The 23,577-nt window shown below is 64.2% G+C and carries 20 protein-coding genes and 2 pseudogenes; 14 read left to right on the top strand and 8 right to left on the bottom strand.

The features are described from left to right. Window positions 1–99: 99 nt before the first annotated feature. The 4 genes from FMEAI12_RS36540 to FMEAI12_RS08095 all read right to left on the bottom strand — a co-directional run bounded on the left by FMEAI12_RS36540 (window position 100) and on the right by FMEAI12_RS08095 (window position 1,362). Window positions 100–267 (bottom strand): hypothetical protein, encoded by a 168-nt coding sequence (locus FMEAI12_RS36540; protein ID WP_160144247.1) that lies wholly within the window; start codon window positions 265–267, stop codon window positions 100–102. 19 nt (window positions 268–286) lie between these two features. Further along, on the bottom strand, window positions 287–478 hold the full coding sequence (locus FMEAI12_RS08105) for a hypothetical protein (protein ID WP_112105543.1): 192 nt from the start codon (window positions 476–478) through the stop codon (window positions 287–289). A 37-nt stretch (window positions 479–515) separates the two neighbouring features. After that, window positions 516–896, bottom strand: coding sequence for a hypothetical protein (locus FMEAI12_RS08100; RefSeq protein ID WP_200835224.1), 381 nt, complete (start codon window positions 894–896; stop codon window positions 516–518). 268 nt (window positions 897–1,164) lie between these two features. After that, complete coding sequence (locus FMEAI12_RS08095; protein WP_112105542.1) at window positions 1,165–1,362, bottom strand: hypothetical protein; 198 nt, start codon at window positions 1,360–1,362, stop codon at window positions 1,165–1,167. A 504-nt stretch (window positions 1,363–1,866) separates the two neighbouring features. On the opposite strand from FMEAI12_RS08095, the gene FMEAI12_RS08090 reads away from it, so the two are divergent. The 5 genes from FMEAI12_RS08090 (at window position 1,867) to FMEAI12_RS36145 (ending at window position 7,562) form a co-directional block, all read left to right on the top strand. Further along, window positions 1,867–2,262 carry a hypothetical protein gene (locus FMEAI12_RS08090; RefSeq protein ID WP_112105541.1) on the top strand — a complete coding sequence of 132 codons (396 nt, stop codon included), beginning with the start codon at window positions 1,867–1,869 and terminating at the stop codon, window positions 2,260–2,262. A gap of 320 nt (window positions 2,263–2,582) precedes the next feature. Then, the gene (locus tag FMEAI12_RS08085) at window positions 2,583–3,383 is read left to right on the top strand and encodes a class I SAM-dependent methyltransferase (RefSeq protein WP_200835223.1); all 801 of its coding nucleotides are present in this window, start codon (window positions 2,583–2,585) and stop codon (window positions 3,381–3,383) included. Further along, window positions 3,380–6,073 (top strand): SUMF1/EgtB/PvdO family nonheme iron enzyme, encoded by a 2,694-nt coding sequence (locus FMEAI12_RS08080; protein WP_112105540.1) that lies wholly within the window; start codon window positions 3,380–3,382, stop codon window positions 6,071–6,073. Before FMEAI12_RS08085 ends, FMEAI12_RS08080 begins: the two co-directional genes overlap by 4 nt. Further along, complete coding sequence (locus FMEAI12_RS08075) at window positions 6,070–6,348, top strand: hypothetical protein (protein ID WP_112105539.1); 279 nt, start codon at window positions 6,070–6,072, stop codon at window positions 6,346–6,348. Before FMEAI12_RS08080 ends, FMEAI12_RS08075 begins: the two co-directional genes overlap by 4 nt. A 233-nt stretch (window positions 6,349–6,581) precedes the next feature. Beyond that, entirely contained in the window at window positions 6,582–7,562 is a 981-nt protein-coding gene (locus FMEAI12_RS36145; protein WP_146776655.1) for a hypothetical protein, read from the top strand. 146 nt (window positions 7,563–7,708) lie between these two features. On the opposite strand, the gene FMEAI12_RS08065 is transcribed toward FMEAI12_RS36145, so the two are convergent. Together FMEAI12_RS08065 and FMEAI12_RS08060 are read right to left on the bottom strand one after the other, a co-directional pair. Beyond that, window positions 7,709–9,538, bottom strand: coding sequence for an ATP-dependent helicase (locus tag FMEAI12_RS08065; protein ID WP_112105537.1), 1,830 nt, complete (start codon window positions 9,536–9,538; stop codon window positions 7,709–7,711). Beyond that, entirely contained in the window at window positions 9,535–11,472 is a 1,938-nt protein-coding gene (locus FMEAI12_RS08060) for an ATP-dependent endonuclease (protein ID WP_160144246.1), read from the bottom strand. Before FMEAI12_RS08060 ends, FMEAI12_RS08065 begins: the two co-directional genes overlap by 4 nt. 1,254 nt (window positions 11,473–12,726) lie before the next feature. On the opposite strand from FMEAI12_RS08060, the gene FMEAI12_RS08050 reads away from it, so the two are divergent. The 5 genes from FMEAI12_RS08050 to FMEAI12_RS37910 all read left to right on the top strand — a co-directional run bounded on the left by FMEAI12_RS08050 (window position 12,727) and on the right by FMEAI12_RS37910 (window position 17,691). Beyond that, window positions 12,727–13,296 (top strand): toll/interleukin-1 receptor domain-containing protein, encoded by a 570-nt coding sequence (locus tag FMEAI12_RS08050; protein WP_112105536.1) that lies wholly within the window; start codon window positions 12,727–12,729, stop codon window positions 13,294–13,296. 362 nt (window positions 13,297–13,658) lie between these two features. Then, window positions 13,659–14,279, top strand: coding sequence for a YdeI family protein (locus tag FMEAI12_RS08045; protein WP_112105535.1), 621 nt, complete (start codon window positions 13,659–13,661; stop codon window positions 14,277–14,279). Window positions 14,280–14,312: 33 nt separating this feature from the next. Continuing rightward, entirely contained in the window at window positions 14,313–15,407 is a 1,095-nt protein-coding gene (locus FMEAI12_RS08040) for a DUF6461 domain-containing protein (RefSeq protein ID WP_112105534.1), read from the top strand. A 151-nt stretch (window positions 15,408–15,558) separates the two neighbouring features. Continuing rightward, window positions 15,559–15,741, top strand: coding sequence for a hypothetical protein (locus FMEAI12_RS36535; RefSeq protein WP_112105533.1), 183 nt, complete (start codon window positions 15,559–15,561; stop codon window positions 15,739–15,741). A 330-nt stretch (window positions 15,742–16,071) separates the two neighbouring features. Beyond that, on the top strand, window positions 16,072–17,691 hold the full coding sequence (locus tag FMEAI12_RS37910) for a restriction endonuclease (protein WP_235013810.1): 1,620 nt from the start codon (window positions 16,072–16,074) through the stop codon (window positions 17,689–17,691). A 354-nt stretch (window positions 17,692–18,045) separates the two neighbouring features. Here FMEAI12_RS37910 and FMEAI12_RS39800 read toward each other — a convergent pair. Next, window positions 18,046–18,531 (bottom strand): annotated as a pseudogene (locus tag FMEAI12_RS39800) (Fic family protein); the annotation flags it as partial. 250 nt (window positions 18,532–18,781) lie between these two features. Here FMEAI12_RS39800 and FMEAI12_RS08015 point away from each other — a divergent pair. The 4 genes and pseudogenes from FMEAI12_RS08015 to FMEAI12_RS39795 all read left to right on the top strand — a co-directional run. Beyond that, the gene (locus FMEAI12_RS08015) at window positions 18,782–19,531 is read left to right on the top strand and encodes an NUDIX hydrolase (protein ID WP_112105531.1); all 750 of its coding nucleotides are present in this window, start codon (window positions 18,782–18,784) and stop codon (window positions 19,529–19,531) included. Further along, window positions 19,528–20,703: a 5'-methylthioadenosine/S-adenosylhomocysteine nucleosidase gene (locus FMEAI12_RS08010; RefSeq protein WP_112105530.1), complete on the top strand. Its 1,176-nt coding sequence runs from the start codon at window positions 19,528–19,530 to the stop codon at window positions 20,701–20,703. The genes FMEAI12_RS08015 and FMEAI12_RS08010 overlap by 4 nt, the downstream gene beginning before the upstream one ends. Then, window positions 20,700–22,661 carry a hypothetical protein gene (locus tag FMEAI12_RS08005; protein WP_112105529.1) on the top strand — a complete coding sequence of 654 codons (1,962 nt, stop codon included), beginning with the start codon at window positions 20,700–20,702 and terminating at the stop codon, window positions 22,659–22,661. The genes FMEAI12_RS08010 and FMEAI12_RS08005 overlap by 4 nt, the downstream gene beginning before the upstream one ends. Window positions 22,662–22,775: 114 nt before the next feature. Further along, window positions 22,776–23,011, top strand: a pseudogene (locus FMEAI12_RS39795) (IS630 family transposase); the annotation flags it as partial. 34 nt (window positions 23,012–23,045) lie between these two features. Here FMEAI12_RS39795 and FMEAI12_RS07995 read toward each other — a convergent pair. After that, a partial coding sequence (locus FMEAI12_RS07995) for a hypothetical protein (RefSeq protein WP_235013809.1) occupies window positions 23,046–23,577 on the bottom strand: 532 nt, incomplete at its 5' end.

Below are 23,577 nucleotides of genomic sequence, written 5' to 3'. Positions count from 1 at the left end.
GGGCTGTGGTCGGACATGATGGGGGTTCCCTTCCTGTGGGTGGGGAGCCCGGGGCGCGGTGTCTGTCTTGGCGGTCAGGAACCGCGCCCCGGGGCGAACTCAACGAGCCGGCGGAATCCGGCCGTGGATGCGTTGCATGTCCTGCAGGCGGCGGGCGTCGCCGATGTCGCGGTGTTCCTCGGCGAGCCGGACCAGCAACACCACCAGCAGACTTCCGTTCGCGAGCACCAGCGCCGCGAGCGTCAGGACGAGGAAAAGCGTCATCATCGGATCGGGTTCCTTTCGGTTACACGCCGATGGAGGAGATGACGCCGATCACCTGGTTGATGATCTGCTGGATCATCGGGGCCAGCCCGGACGCGGCGAGGTAGAAGCCGAGCACGATGCACAGCAACGCCGACGCCAGGCTGAGCCGGTAGGAACGGACCAGGACCACCACCGCGAACGACAACAGCAGGATGATCGAGACACTCATCATGAGGGTGGGATTTCCTTTCTCTCGATGCGGAATGGGTTTAGGCGGCCGGGTCGTTGTCGGGCGGGAAGCCGTAGAGTTCGTCGACGGTCGCGATCACCTCGCCGTCCATCACGGTCGGGTCGGCGGGCACCGGGTCGACACCCGCGGGAATGGCCCAGGAGTTGTACGCCTGTCGCCACTCCTCCCGCGTCCGCACCCGCGCCAGGTCGAGCCGCGAGAAGAGCAGGTCCAACGCGGCCCGCAGTTCCTCGTTTCCGAAGGCCTCGGCCATGTAGAGGCGGTGCAGGACCGTGCTCGCCGTGTAGCCCTCCAGGTGCTCGGCGTGCGCCTTCTCCGCCCTGTTCGCCAGGTCATCCAGGGTCAGCGGCCCGAAGTCGCCGGCCGCCGGACCGTGCTCGGGGGTGATGGGGGTGGACATTTTTCCTCCTTGGATCGCCGATGCGGGTGAGAATTCCTGCCCGCGGCAGGAATGAAAGAACTCGACAGGTACGCACTATCGGCAAAGATGCGGCGGGGAGCGCCCGCGCGGGCCGGGGGGGTTCACGGTTCGCCGGTCACCGGGGGCTGGTGTATCGGCGGTGCGGTTTCCGAAGCCGGGAACAGGAGACCGATCCCGACGCCGACCGCGAACCAGCAATACACCCACACCACCACGGCCAGGCAGATCGCCACCAGTCGGCGCCGGCTCATTCTCGACCCCGGCCGATCACCCAGAACACCGCGAGCCCCAGCGCGAACACGACGAACGCGGCGAGCATCGCGGGCGCCATACTCGTCACCGCCCACTGCACCGCCGTCGCGCAGACGGCCAGCACGGTGAAGCCGAAGAACCATCGGATCACCGTTCCCAGCAACGACCTGCGAACGACGTAGTACCGTGTCACTACACACCTGCCATCCCGCCGGGAACAGCTCTCCCCGGCCGACATTCCCGGGTCTCGTCTGGCCCTGGGAAGGCGGGGCTCCTTGCCGCCGCTGGTTTCCAGTATCCGAACTTTAGATGGCAGAAAACCGCCCACGAAACCGGCCAAGAATTAGGGCACGAAAACGGGCAGCACATCGGGCAGAAGACCGGGCATGAGGCCGGTTACGCAGCCGGACACCGCGCAGGTCACGCCACCCGCGACCATCAGGCCGAGCACAACCCCAGCGGGGCTCGCCTCCCGGACGGCCAGCGCTAGTCAGTCAGCAAACAGCTAGAGGATGCCGCCAGCACTCGCGATCGGCGGTCGTCTGGGTCTAGTGGACGCAAACATGGCGATCATGTGGCAAAGGTGGCATAGTCATCCGCGTTGCCCGTTACTCCCCGCACCAGGGCGACCCCAGACCAGGAAGGAGGTCTACGGCGGGGGAAGCGGGGGCCGACGAAGGCCCCTGCCGGACCCGATATGTCCACCACCCGCAGGCCGGACATCGACACGGTAGAGACGCTCCTACGCAAGGCCCGACGCCGCGGAGCCCGCGGCGCCGAACTCGCGCAGCACCTCCCTGCCCTGGTTGACCTCCTCGTCCCACCCGACGGCACCAGCCCGAAGGACCGGGCAGCACACGCGGAGCAGATCATCAGGAAGGCCATCGACACCGCGCTCGACGATCCCGCCAAGACCGCCATGAAGGTCCTGTTCGGCCTCGCGGCCGGCACCCGACGCACCAGCGTCGACCACCGCCGCGAACACGCCGCCGGCCACATGGGCATCACCCCCGGCGCCTTCCGCCGGCCCCACCAGGAAGGCGCCATGATCCTCGACATCGCCTTCGAGATCGCCACCGCCCCCGCCGGGTAACCAGCGGGGGGGGCCAACAGGGATAGGGCCGCGCGGGCCAAGCACCCCGCGCGGCCACTCCCGTCACTCCACATCGGCCTGCGAGGAAAAGGCCAGCGCCTCCCACCGGTACCGGCCGTGAACCTGCAGGTCATCGGCACAGACTGCCGTTCGGGTACCAGCGCGCCGGAGACGCAGGAGGGGCGTGTGTCGACGCACTATCCCGGGAGTTCTGTCCTCGGGCGCGCTCTCCTAGCCGTGGGTCGGCATGTCCAAGTCTGGCGCTGTTGGTAGGGGATCGGTTACGATCCGCCTGGATTTTCTGACGGGGGTGGTCCAGTTTGGCGGGTCCTGAGACGTCGGCGCACTACGAGCGACTGGCCGGGAGCTATGACCAGAACTGGACGTACAACGACGCCTTCCTCGACTGGATGGCCGGCGAGATAACCGGCGTACTTGCGCTGACCTCCGATGACCGCATCGCGGACGTCGGATGTGGCACCGGGCTCTACACGGGCCGCATCCTCAACCGCGTCCGGCCTGCTGGCCCGATCCTGTGCATCGACCCGTCCGAGGGCATGCTCAGCCAACTTCCCCCGGACCCGCTGCTACTGCCCGTTCATGCCTCGGCCGAGCAACTCGCGAAGGGCGCCACCGACAGCCGCGGGGACCACGCGGCTCCGGTGCCCCGGGGTTCGCTCGACGCCCTCGTGATCAAGGAAGCCGTCCATCACGTGGCGACCGGCGACCGCCCATGGGTCATCACCGGCCTTACTGACCTCCTGCGCCCCGCCGGCCGGTTCCTGGTCGTGATGTTGCCGACCAGGATTTCCTATCCGCTTTTCGACCGGGCGCTACGCCGGTTCGAGGAGTTGCAGCCGGACCCCGAGGATATCGCTGGTCACATGCGGGCCGCCGGGCTCACCGTCGATCTCAGCTACCGTGACTTCCCGCTGGAAATCCCGAAGGATCGCTATCTGCAGATGGTCCGCAACCGGTACATGTCGCTGCTGGCCATGTTCGACGATGACGAGATCGCCGCCGGAGTGGACGAGATCGACCGCCGCCACCCCGAACCGATCCTCTCGTTCCCTGACCGATTCGCGTTCGTTCTCGGGACCCGAAAGGCAGCCGCGACGTGACCGAAACCGTCGATGAACGACTACGCCAGCTGAAATCCGAGCTGGACAGCCACGCGCGGATCGCGCGGCATCTCGGCCTCGACTTCGAACGGCCCATGAGGTCCCTGGGCGACGGCTACCCCGAAAACACCATCTCGCTCATCGGGAAAATCACCGAACGGCTCCTGAAACAGCTCTGGACCCACCACGAGGTACCCGGCGACCCGTCCGGGAAAGCACTCAACGACCTGATCAAAGGCTGCCGGCCGCACATCCGCAGCACAAACGTCATCAACGCGCTCACCGACATCCAGCGGCTGCGGAACCGGTCCACGCACGACGGGTACGACATCGCCGAGGAAGACGGCCTCCTCGCGGTCCGCCGCCTCCTCGACGTGCTGGCCTGGTTCACCAGCACCGGCCTCACCGCGATCACCGGCGACGCCCCGCGGCTCAGCCCCGTCGTCGAGAAAAAGGCCGAGTTCCTCGGCGGCCTGTACACCACTCTCGGCTACCGGCTGATCAAACGGTTCGAGCTGTCCGAGAGCACGGTCTACCAGCTCTTCTGCCGACAGTCAGGCATCCAGGTCGAATACGTCGAGATCATGCTCAGCCGCAACCTCGACGAACTGAACCAGCTCATCGCCGCGACCGGCGGCGAACTCCTACAGACACAACTCCCGAAACTCACCCGCTTCCTGATCGTCGAGGACGACCCGGCCAGCGAAACCGCGCCCTTCGCCGACGGCGAGATCCGGATCGTCGCCTACGAACGGTTCGTCGAGAGAATCATCGACGTACCCGCGCACCTGGCCGAGCTGGCCCTCAGCTACCCGGAATTCCCCCCGGGACAGGTCGAGGAACCCCTGATCATCTCTGGCGATGTCCTCGAAACAGACCCGCACAGCGGCGAAATGACCGTCACCGAGAAAAGCGACGCAGCCGATATCCTGCGCCGCCTCGCCGGGACATCCGCGAACATCCTCGTCATCGGCGGGCCCGGCAGCGGAAAAAGCACCCTGCTGAAACACCTCGCGTCGGTCGGATCGAACCCACCGACCCACCGGTACCGCTTCTACCTGGACATGAGCCTACGGGAAGCCGACGAAGACTTCGCCGACTTCGTCACCCGCATCCTCAACCCGTACGTCAACGTCCCCCGCAACCGCGTCTTCGACGTCTTCCTCTACCTGATCCGCGCCGGGTCCGTGCTGTGCGTGCTCGACGCGATCGACGAAGCCGTCCACAGCACCAGCCTGAGCGGCTTCCTCGACCTGTTCTCCGACGTCGCCCAGGCGCTGTCCGCCGAGTCGACCGTCGTCATGTCCTCCCGCTTCTCCTTCCTCGCCGACTCCCCCCAGGTCCGCCGCCTGCTCAACAGCTCCACGCTCATCTCCGAGCAGCTTGTCCAGCATCTGCACGCCAACGGCGTCGATCCGCTGGAGCTGCCCCGGTTCAGCGTCGTCCGCCTCGACGACCTGGAAGTCCGCCAGGACGCGCAGGTCTACGCCACCTCGCCGCTGGAGCTGCGCCTGGCCGCGCAGACCGGCCGGACTGACCCCGGCCGTCTCGACGGCGACCCGGTCGGCCGGCTTGCCGAGCTGGTCACCGCCCGCGTCGAGCAGGTTCTCACCGACACCGGGCTCGCCGACGTTCACCCCAAGCTCGATACCTACCTGGGCGCGGCGTTCCTCGCCGACCAGTCGGTGTTCTCCCTCGCCGAGATCTGCACGGACGTCGGCATCGACTGCTTCGCCGACGGCCGGGTCACCCCGGAGACGTTCCTGCTCGCCCCGCTGTTCCGGCCGGCTGGAACCGGGCTGGTCGCCCCGGTGCACACCGTGTTCCAGGAGTACTTCGCCGCCCGGCACCTGCGCACCGCCGAGGGTCGCGAGGCCGCCGCCGCGCACCGCGAGCCGATCATCACCGAGCAGGTTCGCCGCTTCCTGCGCCACCTCGGCACCGCGCCCGCCAGCACCCCGCCCGGGCTCCTGCCGGCCGGCACGTACCTGGTCGGCCCCAGCCACCGCCTGCTGCTCCGGAGGATCGACAGGCCGGTCGTGTTCGATGAGTTCCCGGTCACCGTCGGGCGGTACAAGCGGTTCCTTGCCGCCGTCGAGCGGGACGGCTGCGCGGCCTGGGACCACCCCGACGTCCCCGCCGAACATACCCACGAACCGTGGCAGGAACGGCTCCGCAACCCCGCCTACTTCACCGACCCCCGCTACGACGACCACCCCGTCACCTGCATCAGCTGGTGGAGCGCCTACGCCTTCGCCCGTTTCGACGGAAAGCGCCTACCTACCTGCGTCGAGTGGGAAGCCGCAGCCCGGGGCACCGACGGCCGGCTCTTCCCCTGGGGCGATGAGCTCGACCTCGACGTCATCAACTGCGCCGACTCGTGGAGCGGGCGCCCCCTGGTCACCTACGAAGTCTGGAAACAGGAGATCGACGGCGGACGGCTCCGTGACTGCGTCCCCACCGCGGTCACCGACCATCCCGCCAACGTCTCCCCGTTCCGCGTCCGCGGCATGGCCGGCAACGTCTGGGAATGGACCGGAACCCTCTTCGAAGGCATCAATTCCGCGGTCATCTGCGGTGGCTCCTACGACAACCCCTACCGCGCCGTACAAACCTCCTCCAAAGCCCTCTACGTCCGCCGAGGCAGCAGCAACGCCGTCGGGTTCCGCTGCGTCCAGGAGGTCGCATGATCATCGACAACACCCTCGACGTCGGACAAAGGTTCGGCCGCATCGTCGACCGCCAGCCCCTCGGCAGCGGGCCCCACGGAGTCACCGCAAGCTACTACGTCCGCGACGACACCACTGGCGACGTCTACGGCTTCGACTACAGCAACATCGTCACCGAAGGATTCCGCACCATCATCCTCGGCGAACGCGTCCGTTTCGAAGCTGACCCCACAACACGCCTCGCGCACTTCGTCATCAGACTCGACCTGCCGGAGGTCGACGAATTCTACCGATAGCCCCCACGGGCAGACAGTCTCTCGCCGTCATCTGCCCCGCACGGATCACCGGCCAGCCCGACTGGCCGGAAGGACCACTCCCCCTACAGCACCGCGGGACAAGAGCGACCGCGGAGGCTCGCAGCAACTATTTCAGCGCAGCATGCGCGCGCATCCTCTACGGCACCCCGGAACGCGCTGCCCGCTGGCACCGGCCGGCATCCCAAGCCGCGCCGCCCCCCGTCATCTTCGGCGTGGAGATCATCGCTCCACATTCGACCAATGAACCATCCCAGGCATTAGCGATCTTCCATCTAAATACAGAGACACCTGACATTCTTACCCTGGCGCGCACCATTGCCGGCCGAAGGGATAGCCGATCTCAGCCACCCAGTCTTGTTGGTTCGCTACCGGCATGGGTCACCCTGGAACCCCACAGCAAGGCATTCACCGTTGCCTTCATGACCCATTTCGGGGCTAACCTTCCACCGCCCGCCGATGCCGCCTCTGTTTCTTCTTGGACCAGCACCGATCTGTGGCTCTGGCACCTCGCATCCCGCACCACACGCACCGACTTCCCACCCGACCCCGACCATGCGAACGAACTCTTGTCAGGCAAAGTCATTCTTTCCGCAGACTGGCGGGGACTCATCACCCGCGACGGCGCCGCATTCGTCAGCTTGCGCCCCGACCAAGGAGAAGAAGACTTATTCTTCGGCTTCGCTCAGCTCTACACCCATACCGCCTACCTGGATGCCCTCATCATAGGAATGATTCAAAACGCAAACATAACAAGGATGATAGATGAAGCGTCACGCGCTTTCGACACGAAGGATCTCCCCCGACACCTAGCCGGCCTGGAGAAAAGAGCGGCCTACTTTCGCAACATCTACTGGCTTCGCGACGCCAGTACACACGGACCAGCCAACGATATTCTCACCGCATACCAAGTCCAGCACCACCTTCCCGAGAAGTTCGACGCCGTACTAAATGAGATCGCCGATCTTAACCGCATTGTCCAGACTCAGGAGAGTCAGCGCGTCAACGCCGCGCTCGGAATCATCACCGTACTCGGCCTGCCGTTCGGAATCGCATTCGCCGTGCTCCAAAGCCTCGGCACCGACAGCCCGCGCGATCTCCTCATCGGCACCCTCGCCGCGCTCGCAGGCACCGGAGCGCTCCTCCTCACCAGCTTCGGCCGTCTCCTCCTCCGCACGCTTCGGCGCCTCGACTGAGCAGAAGATGATCTACTGTATTCCCGCGCGCCACGCAGGCTTTCCCTGTAGGCATCAAGCCGAACAAGAGAGATCCCGTACGGGGACTGTACCCCTAATAGTCCCGGCCATCTCTAAGCTACGGTCAAACACAAGCACTCAGTGGTTCAGCCATCAGGTTCAGAACCACGAAGATCGACGATGAATCTCGACGATGAGACGAGGAATTTTAGCCCAGTACTATTTCCAGGCGTATATATCAGAGTGACACTACTCCTTGCGCGAGTAAGAGCAACGTAGAACAGCCTCCGTTCGTCCGCCAGCTGGGCGACACTAGGATCATAGGGTCTCCCATAGTCCAGCGGCCAGCCTGGAACGATTCCCTCCTGCAATGCAGGGAGGATTACATGGAGCCATTCACGCCCCTTAGAGGAGTGATAAGTAGTTAAGGCTACTTTGCCAACCACTTCCACATCCCCAGCAAGGTCCGCAACCGTGAATGTGGACCAGCGTGAGCTAGCAAGCTGACGCACAGCCGCCTCTTCCTGAGGATCTCCGGCTCGCCGAACAAGACCTATTAGATCAAGCTCGTCGACGAGTCGCCCCAGCCATGCCGTGATCTTTTCGTTCGGGTCAGTTACACGTGCGATCGCGTGCCACAAATCGACACGTGCAGCAAGTCTTTCATTTATGCGGTGCAGCGAGGTTGCCCGTAGTCGAGCGAATTCGTCTGCGAGTTCTTCGAATCTTAGGCCATCAGAAGTCGATCTTCCCTTAGCCCGAGCAAGCTGCCAACTGGCAATCTTCTGCAGGAATGTCACAGTTCGCGCACGGGGCCACGAGATTCCACGCTCCGTCGCGGTGGAGATGCCCTCAGACCTGAGCGCATCAGCGAGCCAGTCGCGCACCGGCGCCTTCTTACGATTCCGCGAATATAGGATCCCAATTTCGTGAGGTGGCACGCCTGATTCAACGAGGTCTACGACGGCGCGCGCGGTATGTTTACCGTGATCTGTGGGGCCAGTAGGAACCGGACGAAAATTCAGAGTTCCCACATTGGTTACGTCATGTGCTCGATAATTCCGCTCCATCCCGAGGACCCTTATAGCGGCATCGATCAGAATCTGACCCGTTCTGTAGTTAATCTCCAACTGCTCGACAAGAAACTCTGGATCCTGCGACAGTTCGACAAGGTAACGCGGATCACTACCAATGAAGCCATGGATGCACTGATCAGGATCACCGACGGCAAAAATGCGGGCACCCGCCGCGCGTAGCATCCCGACAATCGCGTGTAGTACGGGTCCGAGGTCCTGGTACTCGTCAACAAGAAGCCACGGGAATCTGGCAACGACAAGTCTGCGTACCGCAGCTCGATCGCGAAGAATTTGCAGACTTCGGCCCACCATGGCTTCGAAATCCAGCACTCCTTCCTCTTCAAGGAGTTTGTCATAGGCCTGCATGGCAGCGATGACCCGGGGGGCGAACTTCGCGAGCGATTCATCTGCGTAAATCGCACGTCGACACGAAGTATCTCGATCTTCATTCCATCGCGGGTCATCCTTGAGGCCGGCCTGGGAATAGGCAGAGACCCTGAGCGCGGATTGTCGGTCCGCATTTATCACTGATTGATCTGATACAGGCGGGTAGCCAGCGATAACACTGAACGGTTTTAGAATCTCCGCTAGACAGAAAGCGTGGACGGTGTCGCAGATAACGGCTCGGCTCGCCGCAGGATGAATCATCCTCAGGCGCTTCCGAATCTCTTCAGCGGCCTTACTCGCAAAAGTCATGCAGGCGACACGTTGGGGATCATGGATCTTGGCAAAAGAGACGTATGCTGCCTTCGAGACCAGCATTTTCGTTTTCCCAGCACCCGGACCTGCCAATACGACGGTGTGGGACTCTGCAAGTACGGCCCGTTTCTGTTCAGGGTTCAGGGAACTTATTTCATCGGCAAGCCTCGGGGGCAGGAGAAGAGGTACGCTCTCAGTCACAGGTTTGACTCTGGGTGAGTGTCAGACTCTTCCTCTTTGGGCCAAACTAGCAACGGGCGACCTCGTGTTACCTGACTGGCCTCGTCGAGCGCTTGGAGCAGGTATCCGACGGCGTTTCCGGGATCGAATGCATGCCGCAGTGAGAGTAGGTCGGATAGAGATATATGGCCGGAAACACGCTGAGCAAACCTTCCCTTCCCGACATTCTCAATCCGGTTTACGAACTCCAGGCGGGTCTCCGCTTCGTCGCTGCCAGAAACTATCTTGTCTAGGCAGACATTTTGTTCAGCGGCTGCCCTCTCACCTAGTAGTTCGTCGCCTGCTTTGCGGAATGGTTCTGGTAGTAGTCGAGCGAGGTCGACCTCTAGGGTGGTATCGCCAACGAAGACACGGGCACTAGTCAACTGTCTTCTTACTTCGCAGTCCAGTTCCGCCGCCAACGGTCTATGTCCATCTCGGCGAGGATGCTCTGGGAAGCTATCTAGTGCCGTCCGTGCCGCCTCCGTTTGTAGCAGCCGCAGACCACGAATTAGACCATCTGATGTGGCAGGATATGAATCAAATTTGCGGTCTCCGTCAGTAATCACGAAATGAGGAACGTCGATACCACGACTACCTAGCAGTTTTCGGAAAGGAAGAAAGTCGGTTCCCTGGATTGAAATGACACTTATGCCATATTCGTCGAGGTCAAAGTCAGCAGCCGATGCAAGCGCAGGAACTATATGTCGTTCAGCATCGCCTTCCACTAGAAGGGCCAATCGCGCAAAAAGAATCTCTGCCCGAGTTGTATCCAGATAGCGTTCGAGATCGGCTTGCTGTTGCTCGCTGAGACCAGCTGCTCCTGTCGTAGTCGCTATACTCCCCGCTTCCGTTGCTCGCAGTAGCACTAGGCTGCGAAGAGGAGCTACGGCGGCGATATGAGGGCTGTGTGAAGTCAGCAGCAATGACGGTTCATTACGTAGCAAGTATCCAAATAGACGTCTCTGAACTTGAACGTGCAAATGTGCTTCCGGCTCCTCAACGCCGAGGATGGTGGTAACGTGCTCGTGGGAGATACGTCGTTGGCGGACGGTTTCCATGAGTAGCGCTAGGTAGAGCACGTTGGCAGAGCCGAGGCTCGTGTCTCTAATTCCGCGCCGACCATTCGAATCCGTAAATAGACGGATTTGCCGCAAAAGTTGATCTGGCGCTGTTGGGGCGATGCCTAGAGTTGGATTTACCTGCAATGCAGGCCCGACCATGTCGGTGGTTCGAGTGCGGATAGCACCCTGGAGATCTCCCACCGATTCGTCAGTCAGCAGTAGATCCATTGCCGCATTGACACCCGAGGCTGCCTTCCCCAATATATCTGCTGCCGGAGTTAGGCGGTCGAGCAAGTCTCGCAGCGGCGAGCGACGTCGAGTTAGTTCGTCGCTGGCGTCTCGAAGAGCAGGCAGCACTTTCATGCCGATGTAGCGTCGTGGCTCAACTCGTATTGGGCCTGAATTACTGTCATTACCGCCTACTAGCTGCCAGTCGTAGTCGGCGATGGTTGGCCCAGCAATAGCTTTCTCGCCGTAATCGAGATCCGTCACCGGCTTACGGGGTTCAAAACGATACTCCAGTCGAGCCCGGGGAGGGTCGTCTGAGATGTAGCAGTCGCTTAGCGTTGCGCAGGCCCGTGGATCATCCGCAAAGTCGGCTATTTCGACCGCGATGCGAACAGTAACTGCCTTTCCGCAACCACCTGAGCCGTCAAAAAAGTCTTCGCTCCGGAGTCTACGTGCGCTGTCCGGTAGGTCTGGATCAAATATCAGTCGAAGTGCATACAGAAAATTCGATTTTCCGACGTTATTTTCGCCGACTATCACCGCCGTAGCAGGAAAAGGGTCGACTACCAGTTTGCCGAAGTTTCGGAAATTTTCGATCTCTACCCGCGCAACATGCAGTGCCACGCAAGCGCCCCCGTTCAATATGTTTTCTTTTCCCGGGAGCAACCAACTCGGTTGGCGCTACCCGACTAGCTGGCTCTATACCTAGGCGAAGATGCCACGCTAGGTGCGAAGAAGGATGATATGCCTGCCGCCGGCTGACGACTTGACCCACCCCCCAAACGCCTGGATTCGACTACAGAATGCAGCCTTGCGATTACCCTCCCGAAGATCTCGCAATTCACAACCAGAGAAAATGAAGATCATCGGAAGCACAAGAAGAACTGCTCGCGACCTTACCCGTTTATAATGCCCCACCGGGCACCCAGCTCGTCTCCCGCTGGAAACGAGCGAACGAGCCTCATCCAGATACCGTGAACGCATGTGGTGCCCGTCTGGCCGACAAGGAGAGGGCTGGTATGCGGTACATATCCAGGATGGGTGAGCATTCTTGAGCCTCGCCAGCGTCAACGGGAGGAGTAATCTGGCTGCGCCACAGCAAGCCTGGCCTCATCCGTACGATTACCAGTGCGTACACAGTACGCCACCTTTAACTATTGGGCGGGCGGTGTGTCACAGGGCGCCAAAGGGCTCCGTACATCTGCCAGGTTCGAGGGAGCAGCATCCACGTCACCCAGCGCCACCAGACTCCGTGTTCCTCTCGAACCATAGCCCCGCCACAGAACGCCAGGCTGTACTGACGCAGCGCCGTCATTAGCTTGGTATAGTGCACCCGCCGGAGGTTTGACCGCCAGCAGAACAACCTCCAGACAGAGTCCGGAAAGCCGGCCCGTCATACAACTGATAACTATGGCTCCGACGCTCGCGCACCACCTGCGAACAGGCAGTTCAGCATTCCGCACCAGCCCCAATTGCTTCTAAGCACTGGGTCGCAGGTTCGATCCCTGCCGGGCGCACAAAACACCCGCCCTGACCTGCAGCTTTGCACCTCAAGATCCGCCAAGCGGATGCCGGGAAATACTGTGGCGCAAGGGACGGATCACCTCCCACAGGCGCACCCTGGCAAGGCGCCACAAGCCCCGTGGCCTGCGACTTCAGCCCAGAACTGGCCGTCGGTGCAGACGCACAGCGCTCAGACACCTGATAACTTTCACACTTTTACCAGCCGTAGAAGATCGCGTAAGGGCGGCAGGGCAAGCTCCCTGACGGCACACCACTCACCCCGTCGCAGCCCCGATCAACCGCCCCATCCTGGCACCGGCCCAACGCCATACCAGCACGGTCTGACCCAGCCTGCCCCGGTGGCACACTGTCCGGGTGAGCAACGGGGGCAACACGCACAGCACCACTGCCAGCAGTGACGGGTGGGACTTCTTCGTCTCCTACACCCAGACCGACCGGCCATGGGCCGAATGGATCGCCTGGACCCTCGAAGACGCCGGCTACCGCGTCCTGATCCAAGCCTGGGACTTCGTCCCCGGATCGAACTGGGTCACCGGCATGAACCAGGGCGTCGCCGCCGCGGGACGGACAATCGCCGTCCTCTCTGCCGCGTACACCCGCTCCGTCTACGGCACCGCCGAATGGCAGGCTGCCTGGTCCGCCGACCCGACCGGCGCCAAGCGCAGGCTCCTCGTCGCCCGGGTCGAGGACTGTCCCCGGCCCGGCCTGCTTGGCCAGGTCGTCTCCTTCGACTTGTTCGGTACTCGCCAGCACACCGCCCGTGCGGACGTGCTGCGCGCCGCCGAACTCGCTGTCTCAGGCGGGCGAGCGAAACCCGCCACCGCCCCGCCATTCCCCACCAGCGCACAGACACCGGCCCCGCCGCCGTTCCCCCCAAGTCACTCCGACGCAGGCGCGGGCACCACAAGCTGTACGGCTGGATAACTCAGCGTGTACCACCATGCCTGCGACCCGGGATACACCCGTGCTCGGAACCGCTCCAACGCCCCTCGGCGCGTCAACGCCAGCAGCCGGCGCTGCGCCCGATCCACCGAGGCATACAGCAACGCCGTCTCCCACCGCACCAGCCGCCCACCAGCGGGTCGGTGTCCGGTGGCCAAGGGCCGCCAGGGCCGGTCAGATGGGGTGTTGGCGCGGGCACGCAGGCCCTCGACGTCGTGTCGGACTTATTCAGCGGTCTCCTACGCCCGGGTCGTCGTCCGCGAACAGCTCGCCGCCCGCGGCCACCCCCTGTCCTGAAACGGCGCCCGGTTCGGCCGACATCCAGGCTTTGTACGCTCGCCACCATGGGTGTGGGTGACGAGGCGGCCGGGACCAGTGCGCGGACCGTCGCCGCGCCGGAACTGCTGATCGTCGCCGACAGCGTCGCGTGGCGGGCCTGGCTCGACGTGAACGAGGACGTCTCCGACGGCGTCTGGCTGGTCCTGGCCAAGAAGGGCACCACGTCGCCGACATCGTTGCGCTACGACCTCGCACTCGAGGAGGCGCTGTGCAGCGGCTGGATCGACGGGCAGAAGAAGAGCCTGGACGCCGCCACCTTCCAGCAGCGCTTCACCCCGCGCCGTAAGGCCTCACTGTGGTCGGAGCGCAACACCGTCCTGGTGGCGCGACTGATCGAAGAGGGCCGGATGCGGCCCCGGGGGCAGGCCGAGATCGAGCGCGCGAAGGCGGACGGGCGCTGGGACCGGGCCTACCCGGGGGCGGCGAAGGCCCAGATCCCCGACGACCTTGCGGCCGCGCTGGCGGCGTCCCCAACGGCCGGCTCGGCGTTCGCCGCGCTGAACGGCGCCGATCGCTACTCCGTCCTGCACCGCCTGCTGACGGCATCGAACCAGGCGACCCGCGCCACCCGGCTGACAGCCCTGCTCGCGATGCTGGAAAGCGGTGGGCCTGTCTCACCGCGGTGATGGCCGGCAGCTCAAGATCTGTACAGTCCGGGAATGATCGCAAAGCTGACGGAGGCCAGATGGCTCTGCGAGACGCTCGGCGAGATCTTCTGCCTCACCTTCGTCCGTGGAGTCGATACCACTGAGGCACTCCACCGGATGGGCGGCTACCCGGACACCTTCACCGAGCTAGGCCCCGAGGAGATCTTCGAGCGGCAGAACTCCTACCTCGCCGGCTACCCGCGGATCGCCGGTGCCGTCGAGCTGGGCGGATGGACCGTGGTCCTCGAACCTAACGGGTTCGCCGGGGTCGGAACGCTCCTGACCGCCGTCTCCCAGGGCACCGAAGCGGTGGCCGTGCTCCGCCACGACTACGCCCACCCGCGCTTCGCCTACGCCGTCGACGGGACGGTACTGACGGCCTTCGACCCCGGCCGGATCGACGAGGTGACGGGAACCGGGACCGGTCGGCTCGACGCGCACCTCGAGCAGGTCAGACGTGCCCCCGTCGACCAGAGCCCGGACGGCGGCGGAGCCGCACGCGAAGCCACCCGCGCCGTTGTGCTCGCCGGTCTCGTCACGGGTGTCCTGCCGACGCCGAACGCCCTGTCCGGCCCCATGCTGACGGCCCAGTTCGAGCCGTGGTTCACCAGTGCCGCGCCGGAGGACGGCGGCCTGTCGATGAGCGCGGCGGTGCGTGACCCGCAGCAGGTCGCCCTCCTGATCGACGCTGTCTCCGCCGCCTCGCCAGCCGCGAAACGCGCCGCGGCGGTCGCCGAGGTCCGGCGCATCGCCGATCATCTCGGCGTCGCCGGTACACCCGGCCTGCGCAGGGCACTCGCCGACGCGGAGGCCGGCCGTTTCAACCGGATCACAGCGTCGTCCCGGCTCGGTCTGGAGGTACGCGCCTGGCTGCGGCGTGCGTCGACGGCGAGTGGGTCACTCAACGATCCGACGGCCCCGTGGATGACGGAGGCCGAACGCCTTCGCAGCAGCCTGTTCGGCTGGCTGGCCCGGGCCCTGCGCGGCGCGCTGTACCCGGATCCGGACGTCGCCGTGCGAACAGCGCTCTACGCCCTGGGCGTGAGCCTGCCCGCCCTGTCCGATCCACAGGCCTACGCCGCCGCGCTGTCCCACCTCCGCTCCTGACATCGGCGGACGGAGCGAGGCGACGCTGAATGCGGAAACGGCGAGGCGCTCAGAGCTGGGACCGGTCGCGCCGGTTCCCGCGCGACTGGACCGCAGACCGTGTCGGTCAGGGCCGGCGCGGATCATCGGCCTCGCGGGCCGTCAGGCAGCTGTGGAGGCGCTCCGTACCGGTGACCACTCCGGGCTGGACAGCGTGGCCGAGGTTCTGCGGCGGGCGCTGGCGGCCAGCCCCGCGCACCATCCCGACCGTGCCATGTGCCTGACCAACCTCGGCGGTGCCCTGCGGATCCGGTTCGACCGAACCGGTAGGCCCTCGACACGCGGACCGACGTGACCAGGCTGGCCGAAATGCACCCAACGGTGGCGAGACGGTTCTCCCAACGAGGTCCGCCACCTGTTCACCGGGCTCGTTGTCCCGCTCAAGGACCAGACCGTGCGGTGGCCCTGGTGGCTGACGCGCCATCATCAGGCGCGCGGCAGACCCGCCACTACCTCCGGCAGGGAGCATCCCAACGCCGCTCAGATCTGATCACAGAAGTCTCACTGAAGTACCAGGGCGACATCCGACTGCCGTACTGAATCTTCCCATATCAGCCACTTCCGGTTATCCCTTCTCCTAGAATAGGTACGTTTCGTGACAGTACCGCCGACGGGGAGTTGTGGCGTGGCACAGGGTTACGGAAACCGCTCGGAATGGGAACGCCAGCAGGCTGCAGCCCGCAGGGAGGCCGACCGTGTCGCACGCGAGCAGGCGCGTCTGGCCAAGCAGCAAGAGAAGGAGGCCCGCGAGCGCCACGTAGCAGCGCAGCAACGGACGGCTGACGAAAGGACGGCAGCACTCCGGACACAGCTCGCCGAACTCGACGAGGTGCTTGTCGACGCCCTCGGGCGTGCGCCATTCAGCGTCCAATGTCTCGAGGCCGCACCGCGTCGCCCGGTTTTTCAACCGGGCGCATTGGCGGTGGCACACGACCCGCCTGCCTGGGAGGATTATGCCCCGGACGAGCCCGGGCTTCTCGGTCGTCTAGCCGGTGTATCACGCCGCTACCAGCGGAATCTCGCTGCCGCGCGGACGCGCTGGGAAAAGGATACAGCCGAGCACGAGAAGGCGGAGAGAGCCCGCCAGCAGGCCCTCGCATCAGCTCGGGCGGAACACGCTGAGCGCGTCAAGCATGCTGAAGCTCAGGCTGCTGCACACAACGCCGAGATCTCTGCGCGTTGGAATTCCTTCAGCGCAGGCGAGCCTGCTGCAGTTGAATGGTACATAAACCAGACACTCGACGCTTCCCACTATCCGCCTGGATTCCCTAGTCGACGACAAGTCGCCTATCGTCCCGAGAATCGTGACGTCGTCGTGGAGATCGAGCTGCCCGCACAGGATCTGGTCTCCACGGTTCGCGAATATCGCTACGTAAAAAGCCGAGACGAAATCAATTCAGTACCGAGTCCGCCTGCCGAGATCCGTCGACGCTACGCACAGCTTGTGGCTCGGGTAGCGCTGCGCACCCTACATGAAATCTTCACCGCAACCCCCGCCGAAGTGATCGAAGCGGTCGTTTTCAACGGCCGTGTCGCATCGATCGACCGAGCGACGGGGAAGGACATCCGACCACATCTACTCAGCGTAGAAGCAGAGCGAGACGTGTTCGGCGAGCTGGAACTTGCGCGGGTCGATGCCGCCGCCTGCTTGAAGCATCTCAATGCGCTGGTCTCGCCCAACCCGTTCGATCTAGAGGCGGTAACTCCATTCATCGAATTCGACCTCAAGCGCTTTCGGTTCACCGACGGCCTCGACGAATTTGCTGATCTCGACTCCCGTCCCAACCTCCCCAAACTAAGCCCCAACGAGTTCGAGCGCCTCGTCAAAGAGCTGTTCGTGGCGATGGGAGCCGAAGCGTGGCAGACGGTGCCGTCCAAGGATGGCGGAGTCGATGCCGTCGCAACTCAGAAGAACCTAGTATTCGGCGGCGTATGCTTAATTCAGGCGAAGCGCTGGACCGGACTCGTTGGCCTCGACGCCGTCCACGCCCTGACTGGAGTCATGACCGACCATAACGCCACCACGGGCGTACTGGTCACGACGTCCTGGTTTAGCCGCACTAGTGAGCAATTCGCGCAACGCAACCGTATTACCCTTATTAACGGAGCCGAACTCAAACACCTAATTAAGGAACATCTTGGTCGAGACGTCATCCCGGGCACCAACCCGCCCCGGCGATTGCGGGCATCCGACAACACTCAAACCGGCAAACCTGGCCCGACAGCCAGCCGAGGAACCCCCTAATCGGTAAAGAGTACATACGCCGGCGCGAGCTACGCAAATCTGGAACTTCTACCAATTGAAGCGGCCGATTCCTACCCGATCCTCCTGGCGTTCGCATTGCCGGCGTAGCCCGCCCGGCGGATCTTTGAGTGGGCGGGTTTGACGGACACGGTCGGGCCGTTGACCTGCGGGTTCAGGTTCGCATTAATGCTGGTTGGGTACACAGATCCGCGTATTGCGCGGACAGATCTTCCCCGCCGTGCCAGCAGCTCTGGACACGCCTTCGACGGCGAAGACAGCGACAGCCGAGGAAGCTTCAAGCGCTGACGCGGCCGTGACCACCGATCGGGCCTCGGCGGGCCGGCGGGTTGCTTGTCAGCTGGTGTACGGGTTCCTCGAGGTCATGGACGTGCGCGCGACGTCGAGCACCGGCGGTGGGAAGCGGGGCCGGCCGTGTAGTAGCGGGCGCGGGTTCGGCCGACCGGTTCCAGGACCTGTGCAGTGGTGAGATCACGCAGGTCACGCTGCGCCTGCTGCAGGCTCAGGCTCAGGCTCAGGCTCAGGCTCTCAGCATGGCTCGTAGCGTGAGCGGCGGACGCGCCCGGCCATGGCCACATCGCGCAAGGCCGTGACCACCCGCTCGTCCAGACCGGAGGTCTCGGCGAATTCTGAGAGCGTGCGCCAGACCCGCCCGGAGCGGTCGAGCAGGCCACGGTCTGGGCCTGCTAGTGATAGGCGGGTCAGGTTGAACCGAATCCAGCCGGATATGTCCTGGTCGGGAAGGTATGTCGGGCCCCGGTCGGCGAGTTCGCGGTAGTACTCCCAGGTGTTGCCGGGACGGCCGAGCCACACCTCAAACGCGCCGGCCGTGGACCGCGGACGCCGAACGCTCGGGCCAGCCGCGAGATCACCAGCCGGGCTCGGGAGTGGCACGGGCGACCACACCACGGGGCCCGTACGCCGTGTCACCCCTGCCGCTCCGGCGCCCCGCCACTACTAGGCACCTCCGTCGTTCGAGACGCCCGGACCGCATCGACCCGGTGGGCCATCCCTGACTGTCCACTTGCCGACAGATCTTTCTGTCATCGATACAAAAAGTTAGTCTTACAACGTGATCCACGATCCATGGGAGCCTCCAGAAGTTCTGCTCGCCGTCGACCTCGTGATCCTCACTCTGCGGGGAACAAGCCTGCAGGTGCTGCTGATCGAACGCGCGATCGAGCCGTACCAAGGTGCGTTCGCGCTCCCGGGTGGCTTCCTGGCGCACGTCGAGGAGGGTCTCGACGCGGCGGCACGGCGGGAACTCGCCGAGGAGGCCGGCATCCAGGCCGGGAGCCTGTATCTGGAACAGCTCGGCGTCTACGGCGAGCCCGGCCGTGACCCGCGGGGGCGGGTTGTCTCGGTGGCCTACCTCGCCGTCGCGCCGCGGTTGCCGGAACCGGTCGCAGGATCGGACGCCGCGGATGCGAGCTGGCAGCCGACGAACCGTGTCCTCTCAGGCGAGTTGGTTCTCGCTTTCGACCATCGTCGAATCATCACGGACGGCGTCGAACGCGCCCGGGTCAAGCTCGAGAACTCAGCACTTGCCGCCGCCTTCTGCGGTCCCACCTTCACCATCGGTGATCTCCAGGAGGTGTACGAGGCGGTCTGGGGGACGCCACTCGACCCCAGGAATTTCTACCGAAAGGTCCAGAAAGCCAGCGGGTTCATCGTTCCGGTGGGCGGGGAGCAACGGACCACTGTCGGGCGGCCTGCCCGCCTGTTCCGAGCAGGCCTCAGCTCCGTCCTCTCACCACCGATCACCCGGCCCGTCGCCCCTGCGGCAGATGCCGCCGACACACACCCGGAAAAGGAGAGATGAGCGTGGCGAACACCCGGCCGATCGTCGTTCTGACGGCTCTCGACCTGGAGTACCAGGCAGTTCATGAACATCTGGTGGACGCGCGGCTGTACCGCCATCCGCAGGGAACCCGTTTCGAGGTCGGCCGATTGGCCGGCGGCCGATGCCGGGTGGCGCTGACACACGTCGGCGTGGGCAATCAGTCGGCAGCAGTGCTCGCCGAACGCGCCATCGCCGAGTTTGCGCCGGCGGCTTTGCTCTTCGTCGGCGTAGCCGGCGGTCTTCATCGCCACATCGCACTCGGTGACGTCGTCGTGGGCACTCACGTCTACGCCTTCCACGGCGCCACCAGCGAAGACGAAGGGCTCTGGGGGCGACCCCGCACGTGGCCGCTCTCGCACCGCGCCGAACAGATCGCACGCCACCTGTCTCGGACGAGAAGCTGGGCCCGGCCGCCAGTCGAAGCGGACTCCCTCCCACAGGTGCACTTCGGGCCGATCGCAGCGGGCGAGGTGGTGTTGAACTCCACCGTGTCGGCCCTGGCCCGTTGGCTTCACGACCACTACAACGACGCACTCGCCATCGAGATGGAAGGCGCGGGGGCCAGCCAGGCTGGGCTGCTGAACAGCTCCCTGCCCGTGATCGTGATCCGTGGCGTCAGCGACCACGCCGACGGCACCAAGGAGTCGACCGACCGCCACCTGTGGCAGCAGCGAGCCGTGGCGAATGCAGCCTCGTTCGCCGAGGCGCTCGCCGAGGAACTGGCCGTGGACATCGGAAAGGCCGATGCCGCAGAGACGGGGATCGGGAGGAGATCTACAATGCAGGCGAACCAGAACATCCGCAACACCGCGTCGGGAAACGCCCGGGTTGGCGTGCAGTCCGGAGCCATACACGGGGGCGTGGCCATCGGCGCGACCGGTGAGCGGGTCCCGGCGGACCTCCCGGCGGCGCTCGTCGGCTTCCGCACCGACCTGCAGAGCGCACGCAGCACCGGAACCGTGGACGAGGACACCTACGCGGCCGCCGAAGCCGAGCTCGCCGCAGCCGACGAGGCACTCCAGACAGATTCACCAGCGAACCGCCGAGCGCTGCTGGTCGCTCTCAAGAAGGTCCGTGGGCTGATCGGTGATGTGGCCGATCTCACCACGAAGATCGGGGTGGCCATCGCCATCGCGCAGGGATTGTCGTGACCGATGACTGGGGCTTCTCCTCCGGGTCGGGCTTCCAGCCCGGCCCAGTTTCGTCCTCCAACATCGCCGACGGTTTCTCTCAGGTCGGAGTCCAGGCTGGTGTCGTCCACGGCGACGTCAACCAGTACACGGTCGCCCCTAATGCGAGTCCGGAGGAGAAGTTCGAGGTCGGTGTCCGCCACCTGGACGGGCGCATGGCCGACCAGGCACGCCAGCTCATGCGCGAGTTCGTGGTCAGCTCCGCCAAGTCCGACCGAGTGCGTTTCCACTGGCTGCTGGCACTGGTCAGCGGACGATCGAGGAACGAACTGTCAGCCGACGAGTCCAGGCAGCTACGTGACTTACAGGAAGATCAACCTGAGCAGGGCGATGATCCCTGGGCGCAGAGCCTGCGTGCGGTGCTCCTGCTGCTGGAGGCGACCGAAGGTAGGAACACCGACGTCACGGTGGCACTCAAGGAGCTCGACGCCCTGCCCGACCCGCAGAAGGGCATGATTCTCCGTCACACGGAACAGTTCCTCGAGGGTCCGCTCGAGGACGAGGTATGGCAGCGCGCCATCGTTCAGGCCCGCAACGAGCAGAAGATTAACGCACGCACCGACCGGGTGAAGAAATTCTTCCATCCGGACCCGGTCGCACCGCGCACGCGCCCTCCACATCCAGTCGACATCTCCAAACAGACTCGCCTACGTGCCGTAGTTTCGGCGGTGTTCCTCGCCGCCTGGTCGGTACACGTCGCCGTGCGCCTGACGGCTGCCGGAAAAGCCTGGACGATGCTCGGGTGCACACTGGTTCTCACCATCGGTGCACTCGCCGTCCGACACGGAGCGACCTGGAAGATTGAGTACATCGACACCGCGGACGAAGCCGGTTCCCTGCAGCCCTCCGGAGCGTTTGCGAAGAAAATCGACCACGATCTCAAGAACCGCGTCGCCACGAACCCGCCGAGTGGTATCGCCCCCGCCGAGTGGCTTCAGTGGACGGCCAGGACCCGACGCAGCATCGCCAACGAGATCATCAACCTCTACTGGGAACGTTGGATCGGCGCCGATCGTGTCGCGTGGCTGCTACAGCATGAAGCATGGCAGATGCAGAGGATGTGGAGGGGAGGAACCAACCTGTCCTACACGAGAGCACAGCGTGCCGTGCCGGGCCTCGGTGCGTACGGGCTGGTCGGGATCGCCGTACTGGCGGGCGGAGGTCTGTGGACGCTGGTCGCCACAGCCGGAGTCGAGGTTCTCCTGGCCCTCGAGACAGCGATCTTCGTCACCGCCGCGGCCTACATCCATGTTCTCGCCCGACTGGAGAAAGAATGCGAGAAGCGACGATTCGCCGCCGAGCATGATCAGTACGAAAAGGTCAGGGCGTCACGAGAGGCAGGATTCGAGCGGTGGAAGGCCTACCTGGCAGACCGGCCGGACGATCAGGAGATGGCACGGTGGCTCGACTGCGACCGCAGAATAATCCTCGACCGGGCGCTGCACCATTACCGACTGACAGCGAGCAACGTCATCGCCCACGCCTTCATCGAGACACAGGCCGCATCAAGTAAACGAGGGCGAGTCCACCGAGGTCCGTTGCGCTACAAGAAATACCAGATCTCCGTTTTTCTCCTCACCGCCGACGGAGTCCGCAACTTCGTGTCGGTACTGGACTTCGATACAGGAGATTTCTCCGATAAGGGGCGTCTGAACTACCGCTTCGACTCGGTCGCCTTCATTCGCGTCAACCGGGACGCCAGGAACGTACAGAAAGTCGAAATAGTCCTCGTTAACGGCCAGATACTCCCGATACAGATGACAGAAACCGCACCGGAGGAGATCACCGCGGACGAGACGACCGAGCTGGTGGCCGACCTCACGCAGGACGCCAGCGGACTGCAGCACACCATTCACGTCCTCGAAGGAATCGCCGCCGAGGGCAGGAGATGGTTCCGGCGGACAGCGTCCGGCTGGTGACATAATCTCGCCGATGAGGAACGACCGTGATGGATGGGCGCTGCCGGGGTCTGTAGGTGCCTGTGGCCGCCGGGTCGTAACGAGATATCGGGCTTTCCGGCATGGAAACCACGTCTGTGGCCGCAAGAAGATCGCGAAATAGATTCCGTGGAGCATCAGCTGCCGTTCTCGACCTGGAGCCTGTCGAAAATGGCGAGTTCCTGGTCGCCAAGGAGTGATTGACGACATCAGCCAGGATGGCGTGTCGTTTCTACGCCATCGCCGACGAGCAGGTCACTCCGGTGCCCGCCGAGCCGACGGCGGTGTTCTGCCTGTACGAGTTCGGCCCGCTCAACCTCCAACCCCGCCCGGACGGAACGTGTGATCCCGGTTCGGGAGACCGGCTCAGACCGGGGTATAGAAGACGCGGATCACCTTGGCGTTGAGGTCGCACCACACCGTCGACCTCCCCCCGATGCTGACCACCGTACCTTTGTGACGGTAAACGCTGTGATCGTCGAACCTTTCGCAGTCGACGGAAGCGAAGAAGTCGTCGCTCCCCCCACCTCGGCACACAACATGTGCTCCCTTGTGTCCTCCGCTGCCCTCGTCATCCTCGACGGTGCAGGAGAGGTGCGCCGAAGCAGTCGCCTGTGTCCGCGACGCGGTCGCGGTCGGCGCGGGAAGCAGAGTAGCGGTGGTGATCCCGGCCGAGGTGCTGCCGTTCGGGGTGGTCGCCAGCCCGCTCTTGGGACGGGTCAGACTGTCCAGGTATCCCCATGCGAGCACGCTCAGCGCGGCCAACACACTGGCAACGATGAGGCTCACAAGTGCAACCAGGTAACGCCTCAAACCCGCACCGTCGGCGCGGCGCGGCGGGTCGCTGACGGGGCCGCTGGTCGGGAACTTCGGGGCGGGGCTGGTGCCGGGGGATGTG

This window comes from Parafrankia sp. Ea1.12 (genome assembly GCF_900465275.1).
GTDB lineage: Bacteria > Actinomycetota > Actinomycetes > Frankiales > Frankiaceae > Parafrankia > Parafrankia soli.
This window is presented reverse-complemented; position numbering and strand designations above follow the sequence as displayed.